The organism is Bradyrhizobium lupini (assembly GCF_040939785.1).
Lineage (GTDB): Bacteria > Pseudomonadota > Alphaproteobacteria > Rhizobiales > Xanthobacteraceae > Bradyrhizobium > Bradyrhizobium canariense_D.
The window spans coordinates 2,697,531-2,711,368 of the sequence record NZ_CP162553.1 but is presented as its reverse complement, the minus strand read 5'-3'; the positions used below and the strand labels follow the sequence as shown (position 1 = coordinate 2,711,368).

The window sequence follows — 13,838 nt, the reverse complement described above, 5'->3', positions numbered from 1 at the left end:
AAGACGACGACGAACGACGGAGCCAGAAAAAATGCCGAGCGAGCCATCCCAACGTGTCGAGGATAAACTATTCTACAACCGTTATCTCGTTGATTCCGGCCGCGCCCACATCAAGGTACGTCCGCACACCACGCCATCCTCGCGGCTCTTATCGATGCTGAAGGCCTGCCCTGCACGGTGCTACGAGCTCAATGATAAAGGTCATGTTGAGGTGACAGTCGATGGGTGTATCGAGTGCGGCACCTGCAGGGTGATCTGCGAAGAAAGTGGTGATATCGAGTGGAGCTACCCACGCGGCGGTTACGGTGTCCTATTCAAGTTCGGTTAAATCTTCAGGTGAGAGCCCTGCCACGGCGGCTACGTCGTTCTCGCGATGCAACGAGATCACGCGCGAAATCGGCGTTAACCCGGTCACGTTCAACCGGTGTCCCAATCTTCCATCTACCCGGCGGGCCCTTGCATGGTGGACAAACGCAGTTTCCGGTTTCCGCTATAATATTCCCGAAGATAGCCAAAGCGAGCGGATCCGAAGCAAGGGTGCAAACGCAACGTCGTCCGTCTCGGATCTGGTCCACGGTCTGGTTGTCTTCCGGAATATCTGGCCGGTTTCGTCCTCCCTGGAAGGTTGGCGGTGATCCGCCCGCCGTCACCGCCTCGCTGCCTATCACCTACTGACGGAATGTTGGAAGCAGGCCTTCGCTCGGCCGTAGCCACGACCCGACAACATGCCATCCCGCGCCTTGTAGACGAGAAAAGCACGAGCGCATTACGAAAATAGCGCATTCTGAGTCCTTCGCGCGACCGCCGGTTCCGCGTTCGTCAGGCGGACTGCGCGCATGCACCACACAACTTTGCACTTTCATTCCGCTGTATCGCCGGGATATATCGTCCGCCGGAGAGCATGATGATGGTTCGGGTACAAAAGAGCAGGGCAGGAGCTAACGCGTGGCAAGCAGATGCAGGGCGTGAGAGTTCGATTGCCGACATCCAGGCTCGCATAGTCGAACTGAGAAGCTTGCCGCGCGAGAAGCTCGCGGATGCGGCGTTCATGCTCTCGATGAATGCACGAAGCCAGCGCGAGTTGATACGAGAGGCAATCGAGAAGCGCGCCGCGGTCGAGTTGGACTTTGATCCGCCGGCGAAAGGGGATTTGACGACCTATCTCGCCAATGATGTGGTCTCGACCTTACGCGACCACGTTCTGAACTTCCCACCCTGATGGACCTCTTGGTTCAGCGAGCGCCTGACGTCGGCTTCACCGTCCATCGGGAGGAGGCCGTTTCGCTGCTCGCCGCAATCGTTCGCGAACAGCGGCTCGAAGGTGTCCTTGAAGGCCTCAGGCTCGCCGGCCTTCTGAACGAGCCAGCTAAGCATCGACATGGCGGGTTCTGTTCAGAAGTGGATTTAGGGGAAGTTGCCGCCCGCACGTGAGTGGCGAGGGCGCTTTGAGGACAATCCCTGCAGATGGAATGTCTACAGGCAACCGGGACGTCGGATATCTCGGCGCCTGCTTGCGAGGTCAAAACCGCTTGAAATTCGCGGCGCAGTTCCTTGTCCTCCGTTTATCGCTGACGCGGAGCTGCCATGCACGCTCCATGGCAGTACCGAGCGCGTATAGCTCGGCGACCGTCGCCTTAGTCAACCCGAGGACCGCGGTTCGGAGCTTTCATGTCCAGTTGTAGCACGCGCGGTGCGCTGCGCTCCTCGATCATGGAGCCTTTCGGTAACAGCCAAGCAAGGGAAATCACCGAAGGCGACGTCGACCGAGCCGCGGCGATGTGTCAACGCGGCGAAAGGCGTTCGCTCTTAGCGAGGCGCTCTGGTGAAATCGACCGTCCTTGTTCCGGTCGTCACTGGCCGCGCGCTGGCGAACGACGGGGAAGCGCAAGTATTCCGCGAGCTACTCGGCAACAGCGGACAAGCTCAGTTGCGGTCCGCCGCAAACTGACAAAGGGTCTTCTCGGATCACGCTGGATCGTCGGGGTGAACGCTCTGCCGCGCGTCTGCCATACACGCATGATCGTTGATCGATTTTCCGGAGATTGCGCCGGAAGTCGCCTCGCCTATTTGCTCGGTCGCGAGCCGCACCGGGATTTCGTCGAACCTCGCGTGCAAGAGCACGGCGAAGGCTTCGCCAAAACACGCCGCCGCGTGCGCCGAACAGCGTGTTCCTCGCAACTACCCGGCCTGATACGTTAGTGAGCCCGCTCAAAGGCCAGGAAAGCGCCTCGCCTGCTGTGACCAGCCGCACTTCACTGAGCTGCTGCAATAATCTGACCGCATCCGATCGCAACTTTCGTCGCGATCAGCACGACTATAACCTTCTAGACGCAGCGAGCGCCGTGTCTCGATGATGTCCGTCGGGGCGTTGGCCGTCCGGAATGGCCCGCAGTTTGCGCTGGAGCATCTCAAGACGCTCCTTCAATTCGTATTCGTCAGTCAGCCGCGAATAGAGCCGCTCCAGCGCCGGCTTGCCCCAGAGTGCGTCGGGCTTCTCGGCAATGGCTGCGCGGCCCGCCACACGCTGCTGGACCAGGAGCGCATCGCCGATCAGCTGGAGAATGCCCTTGGGTCCTCGCGCGGTCGGCCGCGCTCGGCTAGTTCGAGTGCAAAGGGTGTCTTCGCGCCGGCGGCCGCAGGATTTCCAATTCAAGAAGGGAGGTAGAACGATCGTTCGAAACGGCACAGGTTGAGCAAAGACGGGGCACCCATGTGTGTTCAATTTCATCCAGAGTATGTCAGCTAGCTCACACGGCGAGCCTTGTGGGGACGGAAACATTTCAACGCGCAATCAGAGGCTTAAGCGCGGTGGCGAGGGTGGCATAGCTGTTGCTATCAAAGTCCCGCAGACCGAGCGGAGGCTGTGTGCACACCCGGTCCGATATGGCGGAAGCAGGACGTTAGCGGTCGACCGAGGTGCGGAAACTGAAATCGCCGTTTCGAGCGGTCTACCACACAAGGCCCGAGTACAAAGGCAAGAGGGACCTGGACCATGCATATCGAACCGGGAATAGTAACAGGCGCCAGGCTTGTGCTAAGCTGCGTGCTAGGCCTTGCGACGTGCTGCGTCGCCCGCCAAGCTTCTGGTCGAGACTATGCGCGAGCGGGGCGCTCTGTCATTTGCCCTACAAGCCATCGCCGCGACGCTAGTGTTCATGTTCTTCGAGAGTCTGCCGCACTTTGCGGTTGGGGTCTCCGAGGTGCGTTTCGTCCCCGGCTCGATGCTGTTTCTGTTGTTCGGCGCGGCGGCGGCTGCTTTTGGTCTTGCGCTCGGCCTGTTGCTGGAAAACATACTCTTTGTTCCGGCCGACCTGCCGCAATTTGGTATGAATGCCACGACGCTTCTGGCTGCCGCTGTTTGCGATCCAGGCGCTCGCCAATCGGCTCATCCCGTCCAACACCGCGCATCGCGATCTGCAGTACAGCAAAGCGCTTGCCCTCTCGACGGCGTATCAGTCTGGTATCGTTGTCTGCGTCACGTTTTGGGCCCTCTACGGCGCGGGCTTCGGCGCCGCCAATCTTTATAACATCGCATGGTTCGCGGTTCCTACGCACTTGTGGCCCTGGTCCGGCTAGGGGTTGAGATGGCTGTCCTGGCGCTCGCGAAACAAGTTGGGCGGCGTGACTGCGGGCGGAGTCGTCGCCAACCGCCTGTAGAAGGCATGTTGCCGTTGAAAACAACGATGGCCCTCGGACCGCCCGTTTTGCTCCAGCGATGCATACACTTTCCCTTATAGTTGCCGTGAGCAGCGACCGCGGACGGCGCGTGCTCGCTGCTATCGGTGCCAGAAAGGCGGCGAGCTTATGCTCATTTCGGATAAGGCCACCAGGAATTCGTATGACGCGGACTTGCGGGCAGCGGTCTGCGCTTGCTTGATGGCTAATCAGCGTACGCGCACGACGGATTTCGTCCTGCCGGTGCGCGATGCAGTCGAGGCGGACTGCCGCAATGGCGTGGAGCAATGGCCCCATTCGGTCAGCGCAGCAGGCGCGTCACAAACCATCGTGGGCGAGGTTGGACGCGAGGGAGGTGTTGCGCTGCTCATTCAGGGAGATTCATCTGTCGGGCGAGCTTACCTATTCAACATTAGCACCCTTCTGGGCACTGCGATCGAGCGCCTTTGGCCACTTGCCTATGCTCTGCTGCGCTCGGCCGGAATGTTCGCAGTTCGGAAAAAGAAGATCGCTATGCCCGGATTGATCGTGGTGTTGACCATGTTCGCACTGTGCAGCATCGTGTTGGCCGGCCAGTTGACCGGGCGGGCAAAGGTCATCAACACCGACACCGTTGAAATCAACAGGACTCGCGTTCGGCTCTGGGGCATCGACGCGCCGGACAAGTCCCAAATGTGCAGAGATATCAACGGCAATCCATATCGATGTGGCCTCAGGGCCGTGCGCGACCTTGAAGGCTTCATTGCAGAGCGCGAAGTCAGTTGCCTGTCAGTGCTGCAGGATGAGTCTGGACGGACGATTGCGACCTGTTCAGCCGATGGCATCGATGTCGGAGAATGGTTGGTGCGCAATGGTCTCGCGTTCGATCAGACGCAATCTTCCACAGGACCATACCGGGCCGCGCAACGCGCCGCCGATCGTGCCGGACTGGGCTTATGGTCGGGCAGCTTTGCCGTACCTTCGTTATATCGAGAGTGCATTCGGTTGGGTGGTCGACCAGCCAGCTGTTCGGACGACGCGAATGCACATCCTTGATGGCTGGCCCCTACACCAGAATACGCCGCAATCGGCTCCCGCGTGAGGTGACAGTCACGAGCGAGCTGGCTCGATCGGGAGTAAGTCCTCAACACTGCCGCCCAACCATGCGACGAGTAGGATGGTCTCGTACTCTTAGGCGGGATGGTCGGAACCAGTTCGGAGCAAACGAAGACGCTCTGCCGATCATATCGTCCTGTGATGCACCTTCTCCCCTGCAGCTCCGTAGAGCAGGCATCGCATGACTCGAGCAAGCGACCTTTCTTGGCCGCCGCCATGAGCATCAGCGGCATAGCTGGGTCCGTTGGTCGCATTGGCGAGTTGGCAGCCAATTGTTGGTGCCGCTCCAGGTGGTGCATCGGGCCAGACGCAATGGCCGTGGGCACGCCGATTGGCGACGGGCGTATCGTCCGTACCACGGGCTTTCACGTTGCGAGACTGAGGCTCGCGGTCAACAGGTCTCGGCCCAGAGGGCCTGCATCGGCATCTGGTTCACGGCGACTTTCTGCGGCCACATTATCACCGCGCCGTTGTCGGTGCCGCGCCCCTCGGCGGTGCGCTGCAAACGCGGCCAGCTCGACAATTACGGCGGCCAGAGTCTCGGCGATCGTTGCGGCGCTGACCTGGTCGGGGTCAATGCTTTCGATGTTTTCGTCAGGACACGAGCTTCAGCCCGACAATGCCGGCCACGATCAGTCCGATGCTGGCAAAGCGAAACGCGGCGGCCGGCTCCCCGAACAGGATGATGCCGAGCGCCGCGGTGCCGACCGCACCGATGCCGGTCCAGACCGCATAGGCAGTTCCAATGGGCAGCGTCTTAAGAGCAAGGCCGAGCAGGATCACGCTGCCAGCCATGGCCGCGAGCGTGAGCACGGACGGAACAAGCTGCGTAAAGCCCTCAGTGTATTTGAGTCCGATTGCCCAGGCGACTTCCAGGAGGCCCGCGACCAACAAAATGCTCCAGGCCATGGCAACCGTCCGTTCATGGCGGGGTCGTCCCCGCGGCTGATGTGATGATGAGCGGCAAGGCCGTCCTCGCCTGGGCTCCCGATTCGTTTCGATCAGTTAGGGTCAACTGCTCTCAACGATGAGCATTCCGACCTTGTTGGTTCGGCGAATTCACACGATCGACAAAGTAGAAAACCGTCCGCGCCGTTCATGCGACTGGTAATCTTGCAAAAAGCCGCCCCTTCGAAGAGATCCTTGTGTCTGTCGCGGAGAAGGTTGCCCAGAACGTGGCGTCGCTCAAAATCCATGCAGCAGAAGGTAACGTCGCCGTTTGGGAGAAGAACATTCCGATATTGCCGTTCGTCTGGACATCTCAACGCTCCAAGGATTGGCTGTCGTGCTTCAACCATCCTAAGCTCGCCGCTCCCAGGCCTGCTGCGCGGGGGACGCGAGCGAACGAGCGCTTCGTCAGGTATTATGTCGAGTAGTTCAGGATGCACCTCGCCCATGACTATGAAGAGCAGTGACGAAATGCCGGCATCAACAAGTTGGCGCATCAAATCGACATAGTTGCGCCTGACGAGACCACTGTCCATATGCGTGCCGTCGTCAAAAACGTGCACCAGGAAACCGCGGAACTGCAACGCACGCAAGCGTCTTAGATCCCGCCCATTCATTCCTACCAGGGTTGTAAAAATCCGGATTCCATGGCCACCCGCGTAGGCATGCTCAACCATTTCGGTGCAAGCCGGATTGAGCCAAGGCTCCGAATACCCGGAAAAGCTGATGTCCACAGTTGCTGGTACGCGTGCCAGGCATCGCTTGAAATCTTGCAAAGAAAGATGCTTCACGTCGGATATAGCTCTTTGCCGTTCGGCGAACTTGTCCTGCGGGCAATAAGAACATCCGACGACACAGCCCGTTGTCGTGGTTACCTCCAAGACCCTGCCGCCACTAATTGCAGAGCGCAGCTCCTGGGCAGTCATCGATTGTATATTATCCACGTCCGCGCTCCGCCATTGGGAACAAAGAGATCTTGAGGGGGCACCCTCTCGTTGCATCCTTCATGTCGGTTCGCTCATGCATCATCCTCGGTTCATCGCCCATCACCGCGACACTTCACGGTCGCAAGCCGCGGCCCGCGATAGATGAAGACAGCGCCGACGGCTCACTCACCCTAGCGCCCCAGTCCAGGAGGATCCGGTGGCTGCCGGGTGCACATGCATCGACGGCGTCGATCTAACCTCTCGCTTCTTCCAACAAGCATCACTCATGCCATTGGAGGTATTGTCCATAAGCCGACACATCCGCGATAACTGACTTCGCAATGGCACAACGGAGGCGCAACTGCGATCGATAGCGTACACTATGACGCTACGTACGATTCAAGCTCTCTCGAAATGAGTTGAATGGCAGCCTTCCGATCAAATGTGAGGCCGTTGCCGCCGCCCCAAGGGCCATGTCATCATCATCGACGTGCATCGGGATCGGCCGCCCGAAGTGAGACTGGGAGTGCACTTTGCCGCAGTCAAAAGTGCGAATTCTTTACCACAACTTCACACAGCAAGCCGTGAATTTCAATAGTTGGAAACGCTATACAAGGGAGCGTCGTCGTCATGCTCTTCGTACGCTCGGGAGGGCGGCTGGATAAATATCCGGGCGCCAGCGCTACGGTCGGACTTGCGAGGCGTCTTCTCGATGATGGGTCCAGAACAGGAGTGGGGGCGCTGGCCTTGCGTACGAATGTTCCGCCCTACTGACTTCCGACTTTTCTAAACCGCTGCAGCAAGTCGGCGGCGCTGGTAGGGCACGGGCGACTTCACCTATATCTACGGTATCGCGATGAGCAGTTTCAGGGTTGGCTCGGGCGCGGTTCGCTCATCGTCTTTCACGGGGGATCAGTTCACCGACAACCCAATTGCGGTGTTCATCGGACAAAACTCGAGTGGCACGCGCAATTTCGCTTCGACTCCGAGCGTCCTGGGATGCGCTTCTCGCTCGGTGTCACATACAACGACATCCTCAACCAACTTTGATAGCCGCACGCCTGCCGCTTGGTCATGTCCTCGATGCCGGCAGCTTAGTGTTTCGTTTTCCAATCTCAGGTAAGAAATTGTGCGTTATGTAGGGTATGTGGGCTATGTGCCCCAATTGTGGAGGTCGCCATGACTGCGGACGAGCCATCGTGGAAGATGTTGATCGCCTTCTTGACGGTAATCGCGCTCTCCACGGTTTTGCTTCACGCTGGGCACAAGCCGGAGATCGCGATCATGCCGTGCTTTCTGTTGTCGATGCTGATGCAGGGGCGGCTGACCGAGTTATGGCTTCGACCAAAAAGCCTAGCGATCTCGCAGACAGGAGTCCTTCCGGTCCGGCCGATGTGATGCGCGCCCCCGCATCCTAATCGTCGATGACGATAAGGCTGATGCAGATCGCATTGGAACGGCGTTAAAAAATCCCCTGACGAAATTGGGCAGCTTGATTGCAAGATAGAGTGGGTCAACTACGTAGCAAGCGCTCGCCAATATCTCGAGAAAGATGATATCGACTTGTATTTCCTTGACCTTGATATCTCGGAATACTGGGAAAAGCCGACCGACAAGGAAACGGGCAAAGCTTTCGTGAAAGCTGTAATCAACAATACGAATGCTGGCATCATCGTATGTTCTAATCTGCCGATTGACGAGGAGGCGCCACCCCTCATCGAGTATGGAGCAGATGATTACGTCGAAAAATCCTACGGCTTCATGGCAATCGCACCCCGGGCAATGTCGGTCTGGCGAAGAACGCATACCGAGAGGCGTTCCAAGCAATCGCATTCCGGCCGGAGGTTTCGGATCGGGAATTGGACGTTCACGATTGGTGATCGTCAGATTACCGATCGTTTGGGGATCTCCAAGCGGCTTTCGATAATCGAACACATTTTCCTGCGCCATCTCTGTGCGGTGGAGGATCATGCTATCGATAGCGAAGTCTTCAACATCGAGGTGCTGCGTAGAGAGAAAGGTGATAAGCACGTTCGACTGGACGTCTTCGTGCCAAGGCTTCGCGCCAAGTTGAACAACATGATCGACTTGGTTCCCCAAGGGCGAACGGGGATTTACAAGCTCTTGGACGTTGAAGAAGTGTTCTCCTTCTAGTTTGCTATGGCGCCTTTAGAAGATCCGAGCCGCACCATGAGACTTCTCAGGTATGATCAGGAAAGCGGCGTCCTATTGTAGTTTAGATCGCCGACGTGCCACCACTCTCGTTGCCATTCGAAGAAGTAGGTGGTTTTGCCTAGTGCCTAGCTGGCAGGCGACCACCTCGAGCCCTCGCTTTCCGCATCAGCCGATCCTTTCCAAATCGGCCAGACACTTTTCGAGGTTATCCTTGGCTTCGCTTAAAAGCCTCTTCGTCTCGCCCAGTCGCTTGAAGTCAGGTTTCACCGGGCCGGCACCCACCGCGCTCAAGTGATGGCAAACAGTCGTGAGATCGTTCGAAATATCCTCGAGAACGAAAGCTATATTTTCGAGCGGCACTATCCGCCAAGAACTTCTGTTTCAAAATGCGACCATTCAGATGGTTTGCTGAAATGCGTGAGCAGATGCGTAAGCCAGCACTCAGACGCCGCGTGAATGCTGGCGCCGCAGCGCTAGAAGCCCGCGGGTGCGCACGCCGTCGAGCTCGGCAAGATCGCAGGCAATCCCTGTGAAGGCATTAGGCACCTCTACAACAACGATCGTTCGGAGATCATCTGGACCGACTCTGACGTCGCGCGGATCAGGAAGGCCTGCTCTGCCGAAATCACCCACGCCGTTGATCTGGCCGGGCATACTGGCTTGCGCCTAGGCGACTTGCTGCGTTTGTCCTGGTCTCATGTTGGCGAGGACGCGATTGTGCTGACGACCGGCAAGACGAGCACACCGATTCAGCAGGCCCACCAGTACACTGAATTGTTTGTCAGGGATCGGTCTGAAGGCGGGCGATTCGCGTCGTATGTGGGCAACGACCACGTTCAAACTGCCCACGAACTTGTACCACTCGAACAGTATCGGCCTGTAGTCGCCTGTACAACGATTACCTCGTCGGCGAACGAAGGCGGTCTGGGCAGTAGGTCAAACTTCGGTTCGTGGCTCATAAGCACATACTAGTGTAGACATCTCGTCGCGCCCCCTCTCCAAATTTCTACCGATTGTTATATTTCCTCGGGCGAGGCTGGTTGGACCCGCACACATCTAATTTTCGCACAATAAGACAACGCGACCGCCGTTGTCCGCTGCCCTGGCAGCGTCACAGTAATGATGGCCGCACTCATAGTGGTCGTTTGCTGTCAGCGTTCACAGAGCGCGTTGACGCCACGGCCCTCAGCGGCTGACATTGATGAAACCTCAAAGCGCTGCAACAGATGGCTGCTCTGCAATAAAAACACCCATTGGTTGTCGCACGATCATCGTTATAGGATAGGCGTGGCTTTTGGGCCGTGGATTTTCCTAGCTTCAGTTGTTGTCGATCCAATTTGTCGAGAAGGATCTAAAAATGCTTCGAGGGCATGCTGTCGTTAAGCCGTTTTCCATAGCAATCTTACTCTCGCTAGTCGCACTTGGCTGCTGGCCGGTTCTCGCCGAGCAACCTCGCCGGTCCGCGGACGCGCCCAAATTGCTTGAACGGCAAAGATATTTTTTCGGGAAACCCTCTTAAGGCACGAGCCGAAAAATGTGTCTGTGGAGCAAATGAGCCATGATGGGACACGGATTCCTTGGGCGGGCACCGCAAAGACCAATCGAGTAGTTCTGCGAGTAGGCGGCGATCCAGATCCTTCGCCCAATATTTGCCCGCCGAGGGGGATCGTCGAATTCGAAATCAGAGAAGGGCACAAACAGTTTACGTATGAACCCAATATACCGTCTCCCGTAGCAGGATGTCTTCCAAACGATTGCTCTCGACTTGTAGGGGCAACAGCCGTGACGCTGCAGCCCAAGACAGCGTAGAAATGGCAAGCTCGTCTCGTGGCTATCTGTGACTGGATGGAGGGCACAAACTCCGGTTGCCGCTGCACCGGCGAGGCGAATAGGTGGCCAGGATTTTGGGAAGAGATTGCCCTCCCCGTGCCCGGCTATTTCTCATTCTTTACGCCGTAGGCCCGCCATCTTGTATCGCTCGCCGTTGTGTGCCTTTGGTTCACTTACACTTTCGTTACAGGGACGAGCGCGATCCGCTGCCCCCGCGCGCGCATCCGTTTTCGGTACAGGGGCCCTGATGCCGGCGGCAACCGTCACCGATCTTCCGCCCGGCCAGGTCACGCCTGATCATTCCGTCCCGTGGCAAGTCGAGTTGGAGAAGGTCCTCGCGGGCGCGCCAGCGGCTATCGAAGCGGTCGCTGCCTTGGGGTGCCTCCCGCTATGCCGGCCGGCGCGCGCGCCACAAAGGTGGACGTTGAGGGAAGCGGCTGGGCGCCGTCCTGGATAGGCGTGCTGCTAATGGCGTTGGGTATCGGCTCCGTCTTAAGCTCGAGCCGCGTGCTTCGGAAAGTTGTGCTGTTGCGCTGTTGAGGGGAAGGTAGACTCGGGGGCTGTACCAGGCAAAGAAGGGCCCCAGCCCGGGCCGCGCATGAGCTGATGCGGATCAATGCTCGGGCGCATCTAACATCGTCTCCAAACGGCTCTTGCTCTGCTGCCCGCTCCGGCCCGCCGTCTTCTGCCGATTGTTCTCGCCTCTACGATTCGAAGCCTATTTCGAAGCTTCTCCACCTCTCTAAGCTCGGCGATGAGCGTTTGGAGGCGTGCGTGCACAACAGCACAGCTATAGCCCTCGCGAATATTGGTCATTACCTGCCCCGAAATATGATTTGAATTAAGCAGCTTCCGATAGAACAGAACAATTGCGCAATCGCTACTTCGTGCGCTTAGTGGGCTAGAGCTGTAGCCGCCAGATGCTCCCAGTACTCTGCCTCTGCGAGCAGCTTCCAGCTTCTCTCGGGATCACGCGCGGCGGCTTGTCGGCATAGCAACGCCATCGCGCGAAAGCGGCGCATAGCTTCCATCGCAAAACTCCCTGCTTCTATTTTCCCCAATCTTATTTTTTTATTATTGCGGTGGACTTATTATTGCGGTGGAGTCATCATGATTATCGGACATAACTAAATTTGCCCTTGCATGGCATCCAATTAGGTTCCGTCAGAGCATCAAAACGGAACTACTTTCGCTTCAGGCTTCACATCAGTTTCGAATGCCACTTGATGCGGCATTGTCGCGCGCGGATTCCGCAGCTTGAGGTAATGAAGGGTGCAGCAACATGCGTGCGAAGCGGGTCGAGTGGGCATGCAACGTCGGAATCCGAACCGACGGACCACGAAGGGTCTTTCTACTTCGTTCGTTGCTCAGCACCTGAACCATACTGGCGATCAGCCCGGCGCAAATGCCGGGCTCATTCATCAAGCTCATTCGGCGGCACACAGCTTCAACGAACGACCAAGTGCGATCGCTTCCAGGCTGGATGCACCAGCGGCTTCGCTCCGAATCAGTTCTCAAGAAGGCTGTCATTTCCCTTCGGTCCCGCGATGGTCTGACGCTCCGGGACTTGCTGCGGGCGATAGCGCGACTCGCGCTCACGGGCAATTGGGCGTTCGGACGGATTCCGGCCGATCTTAGCTTGGAGCTCGATAAGATCGGTGAACACGTCGGCTTGGCGGCGCAGTTCGTCGGCGATCATCGGCGGCTGGCTCGCGATCGTGGAAATGACGGTGACCCGAACGCCGTGGCGCTGCACCACCTCAACCAGGGACCGGAAGTCGCCGTCACCGGAGAACAGCACCATCTCGTCGATATGCGCGGCGAGTTCCATGGCATTGACCGCGAGCTCAATGTCCATGTTGCCCTTGACCTTGCGTCGGCCGCCAGCGTCAATGAACTCCTTGGTCGGCTTGGTGACGACCGTGTAGCCGTTATAATCAAGCCAGTCGATCAGCGGACGGATCGAGGAGAACTCTTGGTCCTCGATAGTGGCGGTGTAGTAGAACGCGCGCAGAAGCGTACCGCGGCTCTGAAATTCGCTCAGCAGGCGTTTGTAATCGATATCGAAGCCGAGCGTCTTGGCTGTCGCATAGAGATTGGCTCCATCAATGAAGAGCGCAATCTTGCTGGGAGACGACATGTTGTGATCTCGGAAGGACGAAGTACCATGCTGCGGGAATATGAACCCGCCAATGAGGCGGCACTTCCAAAGCTTTCATCAAAGCCGGATTTTCCGATGCTATACCGCGGTCCTTTAGCCTTCAAACAGTTTTCCTCGACCACTCCAATTCGTACGCCTCAAAGACGAGCAAATTCCGGCTGGGGGCGTTGAGGGGCATGTCAGTCACTTGTGGATTGGGTCAGCGCTTTCGACTATTCTAGACCTGCCCGGAATTGTTGTGCACCGCAATGCCTGACCAATTCGAAGTCTTTGATATCGCCTTTGAACGGCGAGGCCGAAGGTGGACTTGGCGCGTGTGCACCCGCGAAGAGACGACCGTGATGTCAGGACGGGAGACCAGCAGAGCCGCCGCCAGATACAAAGCAGCCAGGGCGCTTTTCCTGATGCTGCTCTCGGCTCCCTATCGATCGGCGAGATCGAAGGTTTCCACCGGAGGAGCGGCTCAACGAGCAAAACAGTCGTCCGACCAATCCCAGCGACGAAGACTGGCCTCCTAGGAACGAACTCAAAACGCCGCATACGCTGTAGACGAACGCACGATCCGCGCGGCATTCATGGCGTCGTGATCAATCCGCTATCCGTCGCCACTATCCAGCGGTTGCCCCAACGCACGATAGAGTCGATGCGCCCGATGCCGAGGACTGTGTCGCCGCGCATTCCCATCCGAACGCCAGCAGGACCAGCGAGAACCGCCGTCCCGCCTCGAACATCTAGAATGGTCCACCCCTCAATCGTCGTCGGCGTTGTGTCCGGCGAGGGTGTGAGAGGCGCTCTGGGCTCTATCGAGCCGGTCACAGTCACATCCGCTTGGATGGTCGGAGAACGCCTGCTTGAAAACTCCGCGGACTGGGCCCCGTCCGACCATCTGGCCAGAGGCTTCGGAGCAACGCTCGCGACGACTGTCGAGGGTTGCCCCAAAGCAGGCGCTGTTCGCGAACCCGATGCAATCTGTCGGAGGCCTTCGGCTTTACCCCCGCCGTTGTGTCCGGCATGCGACGCGAGGCCGT

9 protein-coding genes and 2 pseudogenes are annotated in these 13,838 nt (G+C 58.0%); 6 read left to right on the top strand and 5 right to left on the bottom strand.

Going from position 1 to position 13,838, the window contains the following annotated elements:
- The first annotated feature begins 31 nt into the window (after nt 1-31).
- Together AB3L03_RS12960 and AB3L03_RS12955 are read left to right on the top strand one after the other, a co-directional pair.
- Entirely contained in the window at nt 32-328 is a 297-nt protein-coding gene (locus AB3L03_RS12960) for a ferredoxin family protein (protein ID WP_085383486.1), read from the top strand.
- A gap of 573 nt (nt 329-901) precedes the next feature.
- A complete protein-coding gene (locus AB3L03_RS12955; protein ID WP_368508751.1) occupies nt 902-1,219 on the top strand; it encodes a hypothetical protein in 318 nt (105 codons plus the stop codon).
- Between the two features lie 1,033 nt (nt 1,220-2,252).
- Here the strand turns inward: AB3L03_RS12955 and AB3L03_RS12950 are convergent.
- Nucleotides 2,253-2,616, bottom strand: a pseudogene (locus AB3L03_RS12950) (RMD1 family protein); the annotation flags it as partial.
- Between the two features lie 530 nt (nt 2,617-3,146).
- Entirely contained in the window at nt 3,147-3,380 is a 234-nt protein-coding gene (locus AB3L03_RS12945) for a hypothetical protein (RefSeq protein WP_368508750.1), read from the bottom strand.
- A gap of 424 nt (nt 3,381-3,804) precedes the next feature.
- Here AB3L03_RS12945 and AB3L03_RS12940 point away from each other — a divergent pair, with 424 nt between their 5' ends.
- Nucleotides 3,805-4,710, top strand: a complete 906-nt coding sequence (locus AB3L03_RS12940; RefSeq protein ID WP_368508749.1) for a thermonuclease family protein — start codon at nt 3,805-3,807, stop codon at nt 4,708-4,710.
- A 654-nt stretch (nt 4,711-5,364) separates the two neighbouring features.
- Here the strand turns inward: AB3L03_RS12940 and sugE are convergent.
- Together sugE and AB3L03_RS12930 are read right to left on the bottom strand one after the other, a co-directional pair.
- Nucleotides 5,365-5,679, bottom strand: coding sequence for a quaternary ammonium compound efflux SMR transporter SugE (gene sugE / locus AB3L03_RS12935; RefSeq protein WP_085383489.1), 315 nt, complete (start codon nt 5,677-5,679; stop codon nt 5,365-5,367).
- A 92-nt stretch (nt 5,680-5,771) separates the two neighbouring features.
- On the bottom strand, nt 5,772-6,662 hold the full coding sequence (locus AB3L03_RS12930; protein WP_368508748.1) for an SPASM domain-containing protein: 891 nt from the start codon (nt 6,660-6,662) through the stop codon (nt 5,772-5,774).
- 1,161 nt (nt 6,663-7,823) lie between these two features.
- On the opposite strand from AB3L03_RS12930, the gene AB3L03_RS12925 reads away from it, so the two are divergent.
- From AB3L03_RS12925 to AB3L03_RS12915, 3 genes and pseudogenes are all read left to right on the top strand, one after another.
- A complete protein-coding gene (locus AB3L03_RS12925) occupies nt 7,824-8,042 on the top strand; it encodes a hypothetical protein (protein ID WP_085383491.1) in 219 nt (72 codons plus the stop codon).
- A gap of 165 nt (nt 8,043-8,207) precedes the next feature.
- A complete protein-coding gene (locus tag AB3L03_RS12920; RefSeq protein ID WP_368508747.1) occupies nt 8,208-8,798 on the top strand; it encodes a hypothetical protein in 591 nt (196 codons plus the stop codon).
- 525 nt (nt 8,799-9,323) lie between these two features.
- Nucleotides 9,324-9,557, top strand: a pseudogene (locus AB3L03_RS12915) (site-specific integrase); the annotation flags it as partial.
- Between the two features lie 2,599 nt (nt 9,558-12,156).
- Here AB3L03_RS12915 and AB3L03_RS12910 read toward each other — a convergent pair.
- Nucleotides 12,157-12,789: an NYN domain-containing protein gene (locus tag AB3L03_RS12910; protein ID WP_368508746.1), complete on the bottom strand. Its 633-nt coding sequence runs from the start codon at nt 12,787-12,789 to the stop codon at nt 12,157-12,159.
- Nucleotides 12,790-13,838: the final 1,049 nt, after the last annotated feature.

Bases quoted from the DNA above. Each gene is read 5' to 3' on its own strand.
- AB3L03_RS12940 (WP_368508749.1), top strand. From the start codon at position 3,805: ATGCTCATTTCGGATAAGGCCACCAGGAATTCGTATGACGCGGACTTG.
- AB3L03_RS12960 (WP_085383486.1), top strand. From the start codon at position 32: ATGCCGAGCGAGCCATCCCAACGTGTCGAGGATAAACTATTCTACAAC.
- AB3L03_RS12910 (WP_368508746.1), bottom strand. From the start codon at position 12,789: ATGTCGTCTCCCAGCAAGATTGCGCTCTTCATTGATGGAGCCAATCTC.
- AB3L03_RS12925 (WP_085383491.1), top strand. From the start codon at position 7,824: ATGACTGCGGACGAGCCATCGTGGAAGATGTTGATCGCCTTCTTGACG.
- sugE (WP_085383489.1), bottom strand. From the start codon at position 5,679: ATGGCCTGGAGCATTTTGTTGGTCGCGGGCCTCCTGGAAGTCGCCTGG.
- AB3L03_RS12955 (WP_368508751.1), top strand. From the start codon at position 902: ATGATGATGGTTCGGGTACAAAAGAGCAGGGCAGGAGCTAACGCGTGG.